The following is a 16,964-nucleotide window of genomic DNA, read 5'->3' on the forward strand; positions in this document are numbered from 1 at the left end:
TCCAAGCGGGAACAACGTTCCCGCGAGATGAACCGCAGCAAGCCGATCTGGGGCCTCATCGCCTGGATCGTCGGCATCCTCTTCGTCCTGCCGGTGCTGTGGATGGTCCTCACCTCGCTGCACTCCGAGACCGACGCGGCGACCAACCCGCCGTCGATCGCCGCCGGGCTGACCCTCGACGGGTACCGCTCCTTCTTCTCCGCGCAGCCCGCCGCACCGCTCATCAACTCGGCGATGGCGTCGGTCATCTCGACCCTGATCGTCCTGGCCCTGGCGATCCCCGCGGCGTTCGCGCTCTCGATCCGTCCGGTCCAGAAGTGGACCGACGTCATGTTCTTCTTCCTGTCGACGAAGTTCATGCCGCTCGTCGCCGGGCTGCTGCCGTTGTACCTGTTCGCGACCAAGACGGGCACACTGGACAACATCTGGCTGCTGATCGTCCTCTACACCTCGATGAACCTGCCGATCGCGGTCTGGATGATGCAGTCGTTCCTGGCCGAGGTCCCCGGCGAGATGCTCGAGGCGGCCTCGATCGACGGCGCCGGCCTGATCCGGATGCTGTGGTCGATCGTCCGCCCGGTCGCGATGCCGGGGGTGGCCGCCACCGCGCTGATCTGCTTCATCTTCAGCTGGAACGAACTGCTGCTGGCCCGCACGCTGACGAACACCATCGCCAGCACGGCACCGGTGTTCCTCACCGGTTTCGTCACCAGCCAGGGCCTGTTCCTGGCGCAGTTGTGCGCCGCGGCGACCGTGATCTCGCTGCCGGTCCTCGTGGCCGGGTTCGCCGCCCAGGACAAGCTGGTGCAGGGTCTGTCCATGGGTGCCGTGAAGTGACCCGCCCGTCCACCGCAACCCCTGGAGCGCTTCCGTGACCTCCACCACCACCGCACTGCCGCTGACCCCGGAGAACCTCGCCGCCATCGGCGAGCGCGTGCCCGTCCCCGGCTACGACCGGTCGCAGGTGACGCCCGGGATCGTCCACCTGGGGGTCGGTGGTTTCCACCGTGCGCACCAGGCGATGTACCTGGACCGCCTGATGAACGAGGGCAAGGCGCTGGACTGGGGCATCCGCGGCATCGGCGTGCTGCCGCACGACCGGCGGATGAAGGAGGTCATGGACGCCCAGGGGGGCCTGTACACCCTGGTGCTGAAGGACCCCGACGGTTCCCGCGAACCCCGCGTCATCGGTTCCATCCTCGACTTCATCCTCGCCCCCGAGGACACCGAGGGGGCGGTGGAGGCGATGGCCGACCCGCGGATCCGCATCGTCTCCCTCACGGTCACCGAGGGCGGCTACAACATCGACGCGGTCAGCGGCGAGTTCGTGCTCACCGAGGAGAAGGTCGCGGCGGACCTCGCCGACGGCGCCGTCCCGCAGACGTCGTTCGGTCTGGTCACCGAGGCGCTGCGCCGTCGCCGCGACCGCGGGATCCCGCCCTTCACAGTGATGTCCTGCGACAACATCCAGGGCAACGGTCACGTCGCCCACCAGGTGTTCGTGGCGTTCGCGAAGGCCAAGGACGCCGAGCTCGGTACCTGGATCGACGAGCACGTGAAGTTCCCGAACTGCATGGTCGACCGGATCACCCCCGGCACCACCGACGACGACCGCGCCGAGGTGCGCGAGGCGTTCGGCGTCGAGGACGCCTGGCCCGTGGTCTGCGAACCGTTCGTGCAGTGGGTCCTGGAGGACGACTTCGGCCTCGGCCGACCGCCCTACGAGGACGCGGGCGTCCAGGTCGTCGACGACGTCGAGCCCTACGAGCTGATGAAGCTCCGGCTGCTCAACGCCAGCCACCAGGCGCTGTGCTACTTCGGCTACCTCGCCGGCTACCGGCTGGTCCACGAGGTCGCCCAGGACCCGCTGTTCGCGACGTTCCTGCTCGGGTACATGGAACGCGAAGGGTCCCCGACCCTGGCCCCCGTCCCCGGGATCGACCTGGACGCCTACCGTCACGAACTCGTCAGCCGGTTCTCCAACGGCGAGGTCCGCGACACCGTGGCGCGGCTGTGCAACGAGAGCTCCGACCGCATCCCGAAGTGGTTGCTGCCGGTCGTCCGGCACCAGATCGCGCACGGCGGCGAGTTCTTCCGCGCCGCCGCCGTCGTGGCCAGCTGGGCCCGCTACGCCGAGGGGGTCGACGAGCAGGGCGAGCAGATCGAGGTGTCGGACCGCATCGCGGACCGCCTCGTGGCGACGGCCCAGCGCAACCGCACCGACCCGACGGCCTTCATCGCCGACCGGGCCCTCTTCGGCGACCTCGTCGACGACGAGGCGTTCGTCGCGGAGTACACCGCCACGCTGGCCTCGTTGCACGCCCACGGCGCCCGCGCGACCCTCGAGGCGATCGTCGCCCGCTGACCCCGTCCCGACTCCTGGGGAGCTCTCCACCCTTCCGGCGCTGCCGAAGGGTGGGAAGCTCCCCAGAAGTCGTTTCGGGGGGCGGGTGGGGCCTCAGAAGCCGGCGACCTCGTGGGGTTCGTAGGGGGCCTCGAGCTCGGCGACCTCGTCGGCGGTGAGCTCCAGCTCGATCGCCGCGAGGGCGTCCTCGAGGTGCTGGGGCTTGGTGGCGCCGACGATGGGGGCGACCACGACCGGGTTCTGCGCGACCCAGGCCAGCGCGACCTGGGCGCGGGAGACCCCGCGGCGCTCGGCGACCCGCGCCACCGCCGCGACCACGTCGGCGTCGGAGTCGCGGTAGAGGGTCTTGCCGAACTCGTCCTTCTCGGAGCGGTTCGTCGTGGCGTCCCAGTCGCGCGTGAGCTTGCCGCGGGCCAGCGGGCTCCAGGGGATGACCCCGACGCCCTCGTCGGCGCACAGCGGCAGCATCTCCCGCTCCTCCTCGCGGTAGAGGAGGTTGTAGTGGTCCTGCATCGTCGAGAACCGGGTCCAGCCGTTGAGGTCCTGCAGGTGCAGGGCCTTGGAGAACTGCCACGCCCACATCGAGCTGGCGCCGAGGTAGCGGACCTTCCCGGCCGCGACCACGTCGTGCAGGGCCTGCAGCGTCTCCTCGAGCGGGACGGTGGGGTCGAAGCGGTGGATCTGGTAGAGGTCGACGTAGTCCGTCCCGAGGCGGCGCAGCGAGTTGTCGATCTCGGTGAGGATCGCGTTCCGGGAGAGCCCCGCACCGTTGGGTCCCGGGCGCATGCGGCCGTGGACCTTGGTGGCGATGACGAGGTCCTCGCGGCGCGCGGCCTTGAGCAGGACGTCGCCCAGGATCTCCTCGCTGGAACCGTCGGAGTAGACGTTGGCCGTGTCGAAGAAGTTGACGCCGGCGTCGAGCGCGCGGTGCAGGAAGGGGGCGCTCTCCTCCGCGGGCAGCGTCCACCCGTGGTTGCCCCGGGCCGGGTCGCCGTAGCTCATGCACCCGAGGACGAGCCGGGAGACCTCGAGGCCGGTGTGACCGAGTTTCACGTAGTCCATGACGCGATCGTGCCCGATCACCCGTTCGGCTGCCTGCGCGGGCGGAGGAACGGGCGATCGAACGATCCGTGGTGATCGATCGATCTTGACCCTCGTCGGGGCGCTCCGGCACGGTGACGCCACTCGACGAGGAGTCCAAGCATGCCCCTTCCCCAGCACAGCAGAACCCGTTTCGCCGTCATCGGCGCGGGCGTCATCGCCCGTCAGCACGGCGCCGTCCTCGGCCAGCTGGCCGAGGAGGCCGAACTCGTCGCGGTGGTGGACCCGGTCGCGGAACGTGCCCAGGCCTTCGCCGCGGAGCACGGGGGTCAGGTCCACGCCACGCTGGCGCAGGCCCTGGCGGGCGTGCCCTTCGACGTCGCGGTCGTCTGCACCCCGACCGGTACCCACGGCGAGCTGACCGTGCAGGCGCTGGAGGCCGGCAAGCACGTCGTGGTCGAGAAGCCGGCGGAGATCTCGCCCGAGCGGATCGAGCAGATGGTCCGGGCCCGCGACCGCGCCGGCACCCTGGTCTCGGTCATCTCCCAGCACCGCTTCGACCCGGCGGCGGAGATCGTCGTGGCCGCGGTGGCCCGCGGGGAGTTCGGCCGGCTGACCTCCGCGACCGCCTCGATCGACTGGTGGCGCGGGCAGAGCTACTACGACTCCGGCGACTGGCGCGGCACGTGGGCGCTGGACGGCGGCGGGGCCCTCATGAACCAGGGCGTGCACACCGTCGACCTCCTGATCGCCACGATGGGCCGGCCGGTGGAGGTGTTCGGCTGGACGGCCGTCCGGGCCCACGAGCGCATCGAGGTCGAGGACGTCGCGACGGGTGTCGTGCGCTTCGAATCGGGGGCCATCGCGACCCTGCACGGTTCCACCGCCGTGTACCCGGGCCTGAGCACCCGGTTGCAGGTCCACGGCGACCGCGGCTCGGCCGTGATCGAGGACGACCGTCTCGTCTACTTCCACGCGACGCCGCCCGGTGGAGCACCGCAGGAGACGCTCATGGGCGCCCGCGGCACGGGCACCAACCAGGTCGAGCGCTTCGGTGGACCGGAGGCGACCGCGCCGGTGACCAGCCTCCCCGGCCGGATGTCCGACGCGCACCTGGCCCAGTACCGCAACGTCCTGGCCGCCCTGCGGGGTGAGGCGGAACTGCGGGTCGGCCTGGAGGAGAACCGCCTCGCGGTCGCCGTGATCACCGGCCTCTACGAGTCCGCCCGGACGTCGCGTCCGGTGACGCTGGCCCCCTCCCTGCAGAGAACCCCCTGACCGTCAGATCGAACGAGGAGAGACGACGATGACGTCTGGACGACCCGGCCGCAGGGTCGCGGCGAACCCCATCCCGTACTGGTCGCAGGCCGGGAAGACCCGGGAGGTCTTCGAGCAGGCCTTCCGCGACTTCCAGCAGATCGGTTTCACCGCGGTGAAGGCCGACCTCCCGGCCGGGATGAGCACGGGGGAGTACGCGGACTGGATCGCGGGTTTCGGGCTCAGTCCCTCGATCGGGCTCTTCAGCAGCGCGCTGGACGAGACCGTCGAGATGGCCGACGTGCTCGAGCAGGCCCGGCGCTTCGGCGCCGAACAGGCGGAACTCGGTCTCGACCGCACGATGCTCTCGTCGATGTCCCTGCCCGAACGCCTCGAGCGCCCGGCCGTCGGGGCCGGGTTCGACCAGGGCCGCCTCGACCGGGCGATCGAGAACGCCGGCCGGGTCTGCGCGGTGCTGATCACCGAGGGGGTCCGGCCGCTGCACCACTCCCACGTCGGGGGTGTGTTCGAGACCGAACACGAGATCACCTCCCTGCTGGACGACCTCGGACCCGACCTCATCGGTTTCGGGCCGGACACCGGGCACCTGCGGTGGGCGGGGATCGACCCCGTCGCCCTCGTCCGGCGCTACGCCGACCGCACCGGCGGGATCCACCTCAAGGACCTCTACCCCGACCACCTCGACGGGGCCGGCGGCGGTGGGACGTACCGCGAGAAGGCGAGCAGCGGGCGGTTGTGGGCGGAACCCGGACGGGGCGTGCTCGACCTCGGGGCGGTGCTCGACGCCCTCCCCGACGACTACGACGGGGACTACATGATCGAGGTCGACCACCCGAGCGTGGGTTCCCTCCACGAGTCCCACCGGATCTCGTGGGAGTGGGCGCGGGACCACCTCGCCGCGGTGACCGTTCCGTGACCTGAGGATCCCCGGATGCGTTGCGGCAGAGCATGACGCGCCTCGGGAAACCTTCCGTTGCGACCCCAGCCGTGCTAGCGTCGGAACGGCGATCGGGGTAAGCGTTTACCGCGGTGGCGCGGGTTCCCGGCGTGGGGGACCCGGCCCCGCAGGAACCCGGTGCTCGAACTCGGACTGTCCGGCCAACCCCCGTGCAGGTGACGTGGCAGGAGCTCAAAGGTGAGACAGAACTCTTCCGGTGAGAAGTCGTCGGTCGCGGCTGCGGCCGGGAACCTCTCCGTCGGCAGCGCCCCGGCGAAACCCCCGCGGCGCGGATCCCGTGCGCCGCGCGCTCCCCGGCGCCGCTGGTCGCGCGACAGGCTGCTCCTCGTCGCACTGGGTCTCCCCGGTGCGATCGCCCTGGTGGCGTTCCAGTACCTTCCCCTCCTGGGCAACGTCATCGCCTGGAAGGACTACCAGCCCTACCTGAGCATCTCCGAGTCGGACTGGGTCGGTTGGCAGAACTTCTCGTTCCTGTGGGACGGGAACCCTGCGTTCCGCAACGCCCTGTGGAACACGATCGTCCTCACGATCATCCAGACGGTGCTGGTCTTCCCGGTCCCCCTGGTGATCGCCCTGGTGCTGAACAGCCTCTCCGGGGAGCGCCTGAAGCGGATCCTGCAGTCGATCCTCTACCTGCCGCACTTCCTGTCCTGGGTGATCGTCGTCGCGCTGTTCCAGCAGATGCTGGGCAACGCGGGCATGCTGAACACCTTCCTCGTGCAGAACGACTTCCCGATCATCAACATCATCGGGGTTCCGGAGTTGTTCAAGGCGCTGGTCACCAGCCAGGTGATCTGGAAGGACGCCGGCTGGGGAACCATCATCTTCCTCGCCGCGATCTCCCGCGTCGACCAGGAGCAGTACGAGGCGGCCGCGGTGGACGGTGCGAACGCACGACAACGCCTCTGGTACATCACGTTGCCGGCCCTCAAGGGGCTGATCATCCTGCTGCTCATCCTCCGCCTGGGCAGCAGCCTCTCGGTGGGGTTCGAGCAGATCATCCTGCAGCAGGGACCGGTCGGTCTGCAGGCCAGTGAGGTCCTGGACACCTGGGTCTACAACAACGGCATCCTCGGCGGTGAGTGGGGAACCTCGGCGGCCGCAGGCCTGATCAAGGGCCTGGTCGGAGTCCTCCTCGTCGTCGGCGCGAACAAGTTGGCTCACCTCTTCGGTGAGAGAGGGGTGTACGAGAAGTGACCACCGTCGAGAACGCGACCATCGGTGACGACACCGTCCCGTCGTTCCGCAAGGACGGCAAGCGGCCTCCGTGGATGGAGAAGCCGAGCGTCGCCACCCAGGCCCTGAAGTTCGTCTTCCTGGCCATCTCGGTGGCGCTGGTCGTCATCCCCTTCTGGACGGTGATCGCCACGTCCCTGGCCGACCAGAAGACCATCAACGACTCCGGTGGCGGGATGGTCCTGTGGCCCGGGAGCGGGATCAGCTTCGACGCCTACACCACCGTGCTCCAAGGGGGCGTGGTCACCCGCGCGGTCCTCATCTCCATCGGGGTCACCGTGGTCGGGACGTTCCTGTCGCTGGCCGCGACCGCGGGTCTCGCCTACTGGCTGTCCCGGCCGGGTGCCCTGGGCGCCAAACCGGTGCTCATGCTGGTGCTGGGCGCGATCCTCTTCGCCCCGGGGCTCATCCCGAGCTACCTGGTGGTCAAGGAGTTCCACCTGCTGGACTCCCTGTGGTCGCTGGTCCTTCCGGTGCTCGTCAACGCCTTCAACGTCATCGTCATGCGCGCGTTCTTCCAGGAACTGCCCAAGGAGCTCTTCGAGTCGGCCGCCATCGACGGGGTCGGAGCCGCGACGGTCCTGCTGCGCATCGTGCTGCCGCTGTCCAAGGCGGTGCTGGCCGTCATCGGGCTCTTCTACGCGGTCGCCTACTGGAACGCGTTCTTCAACGCCCTGCTCTACATCCAGTCCAGCGAGAAGTGGCCGATGGCCCTGGTGCTGCGGACCTACGTGGTCAACCAGACGACGATCGGCGGCGACGCCGCAGGCGAGGCCCTGCCCCCGCAGCTGCCGCTGCAGATGGCCATCCTGGTGATGGCCATCGTGCCGATCCTGCTGGTCTACCCCTTCATCCAGAGGCACTTCGCCAAGGGCGTCCTGATCGGCGCAGTCAAGGGCTGAACCGCCCGCCGCACGACTCACGATCAACCCACCGGGTCGAGGAGGATCCATGTCAGAGAGCGCTTTCAGTCGACGCAGTCTGCTCGCAGGGGCAGGAGGTGGTGCGGGTCTGCTCGCGACGGGCGGCCTGTCCGCCTGCTCCAGCGGGAACGACAGCGGTGGTTCGGGGGGAGACAGCGGGAAGAACACCGCCGTCCTGCCGACCTACGTGCCCTACACCGGGGTGACCCCGGACCTCCCGGGCACCGAGCAGGGCGTGGACCCCGCCTTCCGGAACTTCCCCGCCGAGAACCCCACCTCGGTCGAGGAGGTCCCCGGTCACGGGGAGACGGTGACCGGGATGGCCAACATCTACTTCGCCGTCCCGCCGGGCGTCGGGGACAACACCTACTGGCAGGGCCTGAACGACCGGCTCGGCGTCGACCTCCAGCTGCAGATGGTCAGCAACGCCGACTACCTGCAGAAGTTCCCCACCGTCATCGCCGGCAACGAGCTCCCGGACATGCTCCAGATCCCCGGCCCCGTCACCGGCAGCACCTTCCCGGTGCCCAACCTGCCGCAGCTGCTCGAGAAGCGCTTCACCGACCTGAGTGAGCACCTCTCCGGTGACGCGGTCAAGGAGTACCCCAACCTCGCCAACATCCCCACCCGCACCTGGAAGGCGACGGTCTACAACAACGGGATCTACGGCATCCCCATCGCCCGCGGGGCCATCGGCAACTACCACTTCATCCGTCAGGACCTGTTCGAGGCCGCCGGGGTCTCGCCCGAGCCGAAGAGCTACGACGAACTCGTCGAGACGACCAAGGCGCTGACCGACCCCAAGCAGCGGCGGTGGGCCTTCAGCCTCTTCAACCAGCCCCGCCAGCTGCTCGGGCGGATGAACGGCGAGCCGAACGTCTGGGCGGAGGAGGGGGGCAAGCTCACCCACGTCTACGAGACCGACCAGTACGCCCAGACCGTCACCGACCTGATCGCCATGTGGAAGTCGGGCGTGATGCACCCGGACTCCTTCGACACGGCCCAGCCGTTCAAGCAGTTGTTCAACGCCGGGACTTGCGCCATCAACGCCGCCGACGGCTACCCGGGGTGGATCCAGTACCAGCTCGACAACGCCTCGAACCCGAACTTCAAGCTCGGGTTGATGCCCGTCCACCTGCGTGACGGGAGTGGACTGGCGCACTGGGCCTACGGCAACGGGTACTTCTCGATGACCATGCTCAAGCAGCAGGACGACCCGGAGAAGATCAAGACGGTCCTGCGGGTGCTGAACTGGCTGGCCGCACCGTTCGGCACGGAGGAGTACAAGTACCGCCTCTTCGGCCAGGAGGGCGTCGACCACACGCTGGACCCGGGGGGAAACCCGGTGCTCACCCCGACCGGGACCAAGGACACGGTCCTGCCCATCCGCTACCTGGCCGACAGCCCGTACAACATCTACGTCCCCGGTCGTCCCCAGGACGCCGACACCCAGCACGAGTACCAGTCGCTGGAGATCCCCACCGGCATCGCCAACCCGGTGATCGGGCTGTACTCCAACGCCGCCTCGACCGACAACGCCACGGCCGACAAGACCTTCACCGACGGCGTCAACGACGTCGTCCAGGAGCGTCGTCCGTTCGCCGACCTCAAGACCCTGGTCTCGACGTGGAAGAACTCGGTGGGGGACAAGATGCGCACCGAGTACCAGGACGCGCTGCAGAAGGCGGGGGCGATCGCCACGAGCTGATCCGGCACCCCCGATCCGTGATCCCGCTGGGTTTCCCGCGAGATCACGGGTCGGGGGTTCGGGGTGGGGTGGTCGGGGCCCTTCCACCGTCGGCGAACGGGGGAAGTGAGTCGAGGGGACTCAGGTTGTGTCCCTCGAAGGCGCTCACCCCGAGCGTCGGGAACGTCCGAGGAGGACACTCATGAACACGCTGTCCGTGTGGCGCCGCAGCCCCTTCGAGACCCAGGCCCAGTTCGACGCGCTGGTCCGCAACAGCTTCGGGACCCCCACCGGGTTCGTCCCGGCCGTCGAGGTCGGCCGCGACGGGGACGACGCCGTCGTGAAGCTGGAACTCCCCGGCATCGCCGAGGAGAACCTCCTGGAGGACGTCACCGTCGAGGTCGAGAAGGGCGAGCTCGTCGTCCGCGGTGAACGCAAGGACCCCCGCGAGGAATCCGCGCGCCGCCGCACCGAGATCCGCTACGGCACCTTCCGCCGCAGCTTCACGCTGCCGGCCTCCGTCACCGCGGAGTCGATCAGCGCGAGCTACGACGCGGGTGTCCTGACCGTCCGCGTCGCCGGGGCGCACACCACCGCGCAGCCGACCCGGATCGAGATCACCACCGTCTGAGCCGACGCGCGCTGACGACCACCACCGTCAGCGCGCCAGTCGGAGGGAACTCGAGAGCAGTGCGGCGTGCACGAACGCCTGGGGGAAGTTCCCGCGCAGCTGGCGTTCGCGCACGTCCCACTCCTCGCTCAGCAACGCCGCCGGACCGCACGCGGCCCGGTTGCGCTCGAAGAAGCGGAACGCGTCGACCTCCTGGCCGTCGGCGTGCAGGGCCTCGGCGACGACGAAGCCGCAGAGCAGGAACGCCCCCTCGGTGGTGCCCAGCGGCATCGAGTCGGGGGAGTAGCGGTAGACGTGGTGGTCCTCGACGAGGTCGCGCCGCACCGCCGCGAGCGTCGCCCGCGACCGCGGGTCCTCCACCGCCAGGGCGCCGTGCAGGACGGGACGCAGCAACGCCGCGTCGACCCCGGGCTGGGTCGGGCTGCGCTGCCACCGGCCCTCGTCGGGGTGCAGGCAGTCCCGCGAGGTCCGCGCGAGGATCGTGTCCGCGAGCGCCGCGTAGCGCGCCGCCTCGCCGGGCGAGGACACCGCCGCGATGCACTTCAACCCGGCGACGCACTCCAGCCGGGAGTGCGTCCACCAGTCGTCCTCGATCTCCCAGATCCCGGCGTCGGGTTCCTCCCAGCGCTTCTCGATCGCGGAGACCGCGACGCCCACGGCGCGCCGGCCGTCGGTGTCCAGGACGTCGAAGCGCGCGGCGGAGGCCAGCAGTTGCAGCACCTCGCCGAACGCGTCGAGCTGGAACTGCCCGCGGACGTGGTTGCCCGCGATGTCCCACCCACCGGGGTAGCCGGGGACACCGGTGTGCCGTTCGTCGGGGACGGGAGCCCCCAGCACGGTGTAGGCGGGCACCAGGTCCGGCCCGTCGGCCAGGACCCGTCGGACCACGAAGTCCACGAGCGTCCGGTACAGCTCGCTCGGTTCCCCGCACTCGGCGAGGGCGAGCCCCGCGTAGCACTGGTCGCGGATCCAGGCGTAGCGGTAGTCGTAGCTGCGGCCCTTGTCGGCGTGCTCGGGCAGCGACATCGTCGCGGCGGCGACCATCCCGCCCGAGTCCGAGGTCAGCCCACGGATCAGCGCGAAGGAGTGCCGGGCCTCCTCGGGTGCGACCGAGTGCGGGATGTCGGGCACCGCCGACCTCCAGGTGTGCTCGGTGGAGGTCCAGGAGTGCACCGGGTCCGGGGGTTCCTCGCGCAGGCGGGTCCCGACCTCCAGCACGAGGTGGTGGGAGGTGCCGGCCGGGACGCGCAGGTGCGCCCGCAGCATCCCGTCCTCGACGTCGGCGGAACCCAGCCCGCTCAGCCGCACGTGCAGGTCGCCGGACCGGGCGCTCCAGCGGCCGGAGTCGTCGCGGCGCAGGTTGCGCAGCGCCTTGGACCCGAACTCGGCCCGCAGGTCGAAGAGGACGTCGACCTCGCCGTCACCCTCGACGGCGACCACCTCGCGCAGCAGGACCGCGCAGTGGGGGTCGCTGGGCATCGACATGGCGTCGCGGCAGTCGATCGTGCCGTCGCCGCGCGAGGTCCAGTGGTGGCGGAACACCAGCGTCGCCGGTTCGTAGTGACCGCCCCAGACGAAGGGGTGCGACGGGGTGACGGAGAACGCGCCCCGGCCACCGAGCAGGGCGGCGAAGACGGCGTCGTCGTGCCAGTTCGGGGCGCACATCCACACGACGTCACCCCGTGGGCCGACGACCGCGCCGCGGGCGCCGTCGGCGACGACGGCGTAGTCGCGCAGGACGTGCGGCGGGAACTGCTTCGTGAACTCGTCGGGCGTCACCGGGGCGCCTGCGCCCCCGTCGTGAGCAGGAGCTTCCCGACGTGGGAGGAACCCTCCATGACCTCGTGGGCGCGCGCGGCCTCGGCCAGCGGGAACGTCTCGTGCACAACGGGACGCACCCCGCCGTCGGCGATCAGCGGCCACACGTGGTCGCGGACGCTGGCCACGATCGTCGCCTTGTCGTCGGCGTCGCGGTAGCGCAGTCCGGTGGCGTGCAGGGAGATCCGCTTGCGCATGAGGAGCCCCAGGTCGAGTTCGGCGTGGGTCCCGCCCTGGGTGGCGATCACCACGAGGCGACCGCTGGTCGCCAGCACGTCGAGGTTGCGGGCCAGGTACGGCGCGCCGACGAGGTCGAGCACGACGTCGGCGCCGGCCGGTTCGAACGCGCGGACCGCCTCGACGAAGTCGTCGTCGTGGTAGTTCACCAGCACCTGCGCGCCGAGTTCGGCGCACTGCTGCAGCTTCTCCGCCGACCCCGCGGTGACGGCCACCCGGGCCCCGACCTGACGGGCCAGCTGGATGGCCATCGTCCCGATCCCGCTGGACCCGCCGTGGACGAGCAGGAGCTCGCCGGGACGCAGCCCGGCGAGGGTGAAGACGTTCGACCAGACCGTGCAGGTGACCTCGGGCAGCGCCGCGGCCTCGACCACGCCGACGCCCTGGGGGACGGGCAGCAACTGCCCGACGGGGACGAGGACGCGTTCGGCGTAGCCACCGCCACCCAGCAGCGCGCAGACGGGTTCACCCACCGACCACCCGACGTCGGGCCCGGTCGACTCGATCCAGCCGGAGACCTCCAGGCCCGGGTTCTCGGGTGCACCGGGGGGCGAGGGGTAGTGGCCGAGGCGTTGCGCGACGTCGGCCCGGTTGACCCCCGCGGCGGCGACGCGGACCACGACCTCGCCCGGTCCCGCCACCGGGTCCGGCAGCTCGGTGGGGACGAGGACCTCGGGTCCCCCGGGACGTTCGACGATCACGGCTCGCACGTCGCGACACTACGTCGGGCCCGGCTCACCCGCCTCCGGATCCCCGTCCCCGTTCCCGTCCGCCAGCAGGCTCCGGGCCCGGTCGAGGTCCTGCGGCACGTCGACGTCCAGCGCCTCCCGCCCGCTGACCGCGACCTCCCCGACCCGGCCGCGGAACAGTTCCCGCAACGGCTGGCCCGCGATCGCCGGCAACCCGTCGAGGACCCGCTGGGCGCCGGTGCGCCGGTGCGCGGAGAGCAGCGGCTGACGCCGGCCGTCCTCGTCGACCCCGACGACGGCGTCCAGGTCCGGGTCCGCGGCGAGGGCGGCGAGGAGACGGGGCACGGCGCTCGCGGCGAAGGGCTGGTCCCCGCCCAGCAGCACCAGCACGGGCGCGGTGCTCGCGGCGAGGCCCGCGGCGAACCCGGCGAGCGGACCTCCCCCGGTCGGGCGCTCCAGAACCCCGCCCGGTCCGACGATGACCACGTCGTGACCGGCCAACTCGCGCAGCAGGTGCTGCAGGACCGTCCCGGGACCCAGGGGTGCGGCGAGCTTGTCCGCCCCCGGTCCCGTGCGGGCGGCCCAGCGGGTGCTCCCACCGCCCGCCACGACCACGACGACGACACCCTGCACCGGACCTCCTGGTGGCACGTTCGAGCGGAAGGGTCAAGCAACCACGCCGAGCTGCCGATGAGCCGAACGAGGGTTGTCGGGCCCGTGGAGTTCACCTCGTGGGTCCACGTCCCGATCACCACTGAGTCTGCTCGGCCAACGGTGGGCAGTTTCGCCCGCCCACCATCGCGTACGGAAGGTTGACATGCTGCGGAACCTGAGCATCCGAGCCAAGCTCGCGGTCCTCCTGGTGGTACCTCTCGTGTTGCTGCTCGTCGCCGTCGTCGCGACGGCAGCCCAGAACGTGACGTCCACGACGGAACGCCGCCACCTGGCCGCCTACGCGAAGTCGGCGCAGACGATCAACGGCTTCTTCACCGCCCTGCAGACGGAGCGACGGAGCACGCTGGAGTACCTGGCCGCGCCGGCCGACGACCTCAAGGCGCAGGTCGCCACCGACCGCGCCGCCACCGACGCCGCCACCGCCGGGGTGTCCCGGGCCATCCAGGACAGCGGCCTGGACCTGACCGCCGGGTCCAGCGCCGTGGTCTACGCCAGCGTGCAGAAGGCCCTCGCGGAGACCCTCCCGCAGACCCGCGCCGCCGTCGACAACGGCACCACCACCCCGCTCGCCGCGCTGAACAGCTACAGCGCCGTCGCCTCCGCCGCCACCGACCTCACCGTCACCGTCGCCGAGCAGGCCCAGGACCGCGACCTGGCCGACGACATCGCCGCGTTCGGGTACCTCCTCAAGCGCGTCGACGCGCTGTCGGTCGAGCAGTCCGCCGGTGACCTCATCGTCCAGGGCGACACCAACGTCGCGCTGGACGTCCTGCGCGGCAACGCCATCGAACAGGGCAACTACTTCGAGGCGCAGGCCCGCTACCGACTGCACGCCGACGGTGCGGCGGCCCTCGACGCCACCCTGAACAGCAGCCAGGTCACCCAGTCGCTGGCGTTCCTGAACCAGGACCGCAACATCTTCGCCGCTGCTACCGGCACCCCCTCCCTGCCCGAGAAGGGCTGGGAGGAGACCTCCAGCGAGGTCATCACCGCCTACCGCGCCGCCACCAACGAGATCGCGACCACCGTCGCCGACCGCGCCGACGCCGCGTCGACCCGCGCCCTCACCGGCACGGTGGTCCTGCTGATCGGCGCCCTGCTCGTCTTCGCCGCCGTCGCCCTCTTCGGCCTGCGCGTCGCCCGCGACATCGGCCGCCGCCTGCGCGCCCTGTCCGACGCGGCCATCACGGTCCGCGACGAACTGCCCCGCATGGTCGAGCGCATGCAGACCCCGGGCGAGGGTCCCGGCGTGGAGTTCACCCCGCTGGAGGTCACGAGCACCGACGAGATCGGTGACGTCGCCCACGTCATCAACGACCTCAACGAGACCACCTTCCGCATCGCCGGGGAGCAGGCCGCGCTGCGCGCCTCGATCGCCGAGATGTTCGTCAACGTCGCCCGTCGCGACCAGACGCTGCTCGCCCGCCAGCTGGCCTTCCTGGACCAGCTGGAGCGCACCGAGGAGAACCCCGACACCCTCGAGGACCTCTTCACCCTCGACCACCTCGCGACCCGGATGCGGCGCAACGCCGAGTCCCTGCTCGTCCTCGCCGGCATCAACACCGGGCGTCGCCTGCGCCGTCCGCTGCCGCTGTCGGACGTCGTCCGCACCGCGGCCGGCGAGATCGAGCACTACGACCGCGTGGACCTCGCCCTGCAGGTCGACCCGCCGGTCGTCGGTCACCTCGCGCTGTCGGCCTCGCACATGATCGCCGAGCTGCTCGAGAACGCGACGAACTTCTCCGACCCCGGCACCCGCGTCGTCGTCGGCACCGCCGAGACCGACCGCGGCGTCGAGATCACGATCAAGGACAGCGGCCTCGGCATGAACGCCGAGGAGGTCGAGACCGCCCACCAGCGCATCTCCGGTGGTCGCGCCTCGGAGTTCGTCGGGGCCCAGCGCCTCGGGTTCTACGTCGTCGGTCGCCTCGCCGGCCGCCTGGACGTCGAGGTCGAGTTCGTGACCTCCGAGGGCAACGGCACCACCGTCACCCTCGTCCTGCCCGCGGCGCTCTTCACCCCGGGCTCGGTCAAGGCCGGGGAGCCGGAGCTCGCGGCCCTCGACAGCGGCCTCCCCTCGCTCGAGGGTGGCGTCTCGGCCCTGCCCGACGGCGGTGCCTCGGCCCTGCCGGAGGCCCCGTCCGCGCTCCCCGCGGGACCGGGTGGTCTGCCCACCCGCACCCCGGCCGCACCCACCGGTGGCCCGAACACGATCGTCAGCAACCCGCTGGCGGCCGAGGGCCTGGGCGACGCGCTGTCCGCGACGCTGCAGAAGTCCGCGGCCGAGGCGGCCTCGAGCTCCGAGGTCAACGCCTCCGCGCCCACGTCGAAGGTCGAGGGCCGGCAGCTGCCGACCCGCCGCCGCACCGCTCAGGCGCAGGCCAAGGTAGAGGCGTCACCCGCCCCCGTCGCTCCCACCACCCCCGTCGCCCCCACCGTCCCGGTGGTGGCGCCGGAGGAGGACTGGAAGCCGGTCACCGCGTCGGCCCCCACCACCTCGGCGATGCCGAAGCGTGAACGCAAGGCCGAGGCCCCCACGGCTCTGGCTGCGGCGCAGGACATCCTGCCCACCGCAGGCAAGAAGGCCCGCAAGGTCCGCGAGACCGTGGCCCCGCCGAAGACCGCCGCCGAGGCGTTCTGGACCTCCCGCAAGCGCAGCGAGGCGACGACCGCCGAGGCGTCCGCACTGGACGCCCTCGAGGCCGACCGCGCCGCGCAGCAGGCCGAGGAGGCCCCGCACGTCGAGGCCCCCGTCGCTGCGGTCGTCGAGGCGCCGGTCGTCGAGACCCCCGTCGCTGCCGTGGTCGAGACCCCGGTGGTCGTCGAGGCCCCCGTGCTCGAGACCCCGGTGGTCGTCGAGTCCCCGGTGGTCGAGTCCCCGGTGGTCGAGGCCCCGGTGGTCGAGACCCCGGTGGTCGTCGAGGCCCCGGTGGTCGAGACCCCGGTGGTCGAGGCTCCCGTCGCTGCGGTCGTCGAGGCGCCCGTCGTCGAGACCCCCGTGGCCCCCGTGGCCGCGGCCCCGGTCGCGATCCCCGCGCAGACCCGCACGGTCGGGGAGGCCCTCCGCCAGCGCAGCGCGCTGGCCGCCGACGCCCTCACCGCCCTCACCGACGGGCAGAACTTCACCCCCTCCCGGGGCAGCGGTTCCGCCCCGCTGGTCCGCCGTCAGGCCGGGGCCACCGCGGCCGCGGCCAAGCCGGTCCCGGCCCGCACCTCCGCGGCCAACCGCCAGCGCCGTGCCCCCGCCGACGTCCGCTCGATGCTCTCCGGCTTCCAGGCCGGCGTGTCCCGCGGCCGCACCGAGGGCGACACCCCCACCACCGAGAGCGGTGGCGATGGTGACGCCTGACCCGCCCCCCCGGACCTCCCGGGCCCCACGCTCCCGGACCCCACGGTCCCGCGGAGAACACCTCCCGCTCCACCACG

13 protein-coding genes are annotated in these 16,964 nt (G+C 71.2%); 9 read left to right on the forward strand and 4 right to left on the reverse strand.

Annotated elements, in window-relative coordinates:
* The first annotated feature begins 27 nt into the window (after positions 1–27).
* Both OG218_RS16070 and OG218_RS16075 read left to right on the forward strand, forming a co-directional pair.
* Entirely contained in the window at positions 28–837 is an 810-nt protein-coding gene (locus OG218_RS16070) for a carbohydrate ABC transporter permease (RefSeq protein WP_442906516.1), read from the forward strand.
* Positions 838–871: 34 nt separating this feature from the next.
* The gene (locus tag OG218_RS16075) at positions 872–2,365 is read left to right on the forward strand and encodes a mannitol dehydrogenase family protein (RefSeq protein WP_328294241.1); all 1,494 of its coding nucleotides are present in this window, start codon (positions 872–874) and stop codon (positions 2,363–2,365) included.
* 93 nt (positions 2,366–2,458) lie between these two features.
* Here the strand turns inward: OG218_RS16075 and OG218_RS16080 are convergent, their stop codons facing one another.
* Positions 2,459–3,427, reverse strand: coding sequence for an aldo/keto reductase (locus tag OG218_RS16080; RefSeq protein ID WP_328294242.1), 969 nt, complete (start codon positions 3,425–3,427; stop codon positions 2,459–2,461).
* Positions 3,428–3,568: 141 nt separating this feature from the next.
* Here OG218_RS16080 and OG218_RS16085 point away from each other — a divergent pair, with 141 nt between their 5' ends.
* The 6 genes from OG218_RS16085 to OG218_RS16110 all read left to right on the forward strand — a co-directional run bounded on the left by OG218_RS16085 (position 3,569) and on the right by OG218_RS16110 (position 10,119).
* Positions 3,569–4,684 carry a Gfo/Idh/MocA family protein gene (locus OG218_RS16085; protein ID WP_328294243.1) on the forward strand — a complete coding sequence of 372 codons (1,116 nt, stop codon included), beginning with the start codon at positions 3,569–3,571 and terminating at the stop codon, positions 4,682–4,684.
* 28 nt (positions 4,685–4,712) lie between these two features.
* On the forward strand, positions 4,713–5,600 hold the full coding sequence (locus tag OG218_RS16090) for a sugar phosphate isomerase/epimerase family protein (RefSeq protein ID WP_328294244.1): 888 nt from the start codon (positions 4,713–4,715) through the stop codon (positions 5,598–5,600).
* Positions 5,601–5,819: 219 nt separating this feature from the next.
* Positions 5,820–6,839, forward strand: coding sequence for an ABC transporter permease subunit (locus OG218_RS16095; RefSeq protein WP_328294245.1), 1,020 nt, complete (start codon positions 5,820–5,822; stop codon positions 6,837–6,839).
* Positions 6,840–6,913: 74 nt separating this feature from the next.
* Positions 6,914–7,780 carry a carbohydrate ABC transporter permease gene (locus OG218_RS16100; protein ID WP_380258431.1) on the forward strand — a complete coding sequence of 289 codons (867 nt, stop codon included), beginning with the start codon at positions 6,914–6,916 and terminating at the stop codon, positions 7,778–7,780.
* Between the two features lie 49 nt (positions 7,781–7,829).
* Positions 7,830–9,509, forward strand: coding sequence for a hypothetical protein (locus OG218_RS16105; RefSeq protein ID WP_328294247.1), 1,680 nt, complete (start codon positions 7,830–7,832; stop codon positions 9,507–9,509).
* 181 nt (positions 9,510–9,690) lie between these two features.
* On the forward strand, positions 9,691–10,119 hold the full coding sequence (locus OG218_RS16110) for an Hsp20/alpha crystallin family protein (RefSeq protein ID WP_328294248.1): 429 nt from the start codon (positions 9,691–9,693) through the stop codon (positions 10,117–10,119).
* Positions 10,120–10,146: 27 nt separating this feature from the next.
* On the opposite strand, the gene OG218_RS16115 is transcribed toward OG218_RS16110, so the two are convergent.
* The 3 genes from OG218_RS16115 to mobA are packed head-to-tail and all read right to left on the reverse strand — an operon-like array spanning position 10,147 to position 13,496.
* Positions 10,147–11,898 carry a glycoside hydrolase family 15 protein gene (locus OG218_RS16115; protein WP_328294249.1) on the reverse strand — a complete coding sequence of 584 codons (1,752 nt, stop codon included), beginning with the start codon at positions 11,896–11,898 and terminating at the stop codon, positions 10,147–10,149.
* Positions 11,895–12,884, reverse strand: coding sequence for an NAD(P)H-quinone oxidoreductase (locus OG218_RS16120; RefSeq protein ID WP_328294250.1), 990 nt, complete (start codon positions 12,882–12,884; stop codon positions 11,895–11,897). The genes OG218_RS16115 and OG218_RS16120 overlap by 4 nt, the downstream gene beginning before the upstream one ends.
* A gap of 9 nt (positions 12,885–12,893) precedes the next feature.
* Complete coding sequence (gene mobA, locus OG218_RS16125) at positions 12,894–13,496, reverse strand: molybdenum cofactor guanylyltransferase (protein ID WP_328294251.1); 603 nt, start codon at positions 13,494–13,496, stop codon at positions 12,894–12,896.
* Between the two features lie 184 nt (positions 13,497–13,680).
* Between mobA and OG218_RS16130 the strand changes: the two genes are divergently transcribed.
* Complete coding sequence (locus OG218_RS16130; protein ID WP_328294252.1) at positions 13,681–16,887, forward strand: sensor histidine kinase; 3,207 nt, start codon at positions 13,681–13,683, stop codon at positions 16,885–16,887.
* Positions 16,888–16,964: the final 77 nt, after the last annotated feature.

The organism is Kineococcus sp. NBC_00420, assembly GCF_036021035.1.
Lineage (GTDB): Bacteria > Actinomycetota > Actinomycetes > Actinomycetales > Kineococcaceae > Kineococcus.

Bases quoted from the DNA above. Each gene is read 5' to 3' on its own strand.
- OG218_RS16070 (WP_442906516.1), top strand. From the start codon at position 28: ATGAACCGCAGCAAGCCGATCTGGGGCCTCATCGCCTGGATCGTCGGC.
- OG218_RS16080 (WP_328294242.1), bottom strand. From the start codon at position 3,427: ATGGACTACGTGAAACTCGGTCACACCGGCCTCGAGGTCTCCCGGCTC.
- OG218_RS16085 (WP_328294243.1), top strand. From the start codon at position 3,569: ATGCCCCTTCCCCAGCACAGCAGAACCCGTTTCGCCGTCATCGGCGCG.
- OG218_RS16090 (WP_328294244.1), top strand. From the start codon at position 4,713: ATGACGTCTGGACGACCCGGCCGCAGGGTCGCGGCGAACCCCATCCCG.
- OG218_RS16100 (WP_380258431.1), top strand. From the start codon at position 6,914: ATGGAGAAGCCGAGCGTCGCCACCCAGGCCCTGAAGTTCGTCTTCCTG.
- OG218_RS16105 (WP_328294247.1), top strand. From the start codon at position 7,830: ATGTCAGAGAGCGCTTTCAGTCGACGCAGTCTGCTCGCAGGGGCAGGA.
- OG218_RS16110 (WP_328294248.1), top strand. From the start codon at position 9,691: ATGAACACGCTGTCCGTGTGGCGCCGCAGCCCCTTCGAGACCCAGGCC.
- OG218_RS16130 (WP_328294252.1), top strand. From the start codon at position 13,681: ATGCTGCGGAACCTGAGCATCCGAGCCAAGCTCGCGGTCCTCCTGGTG.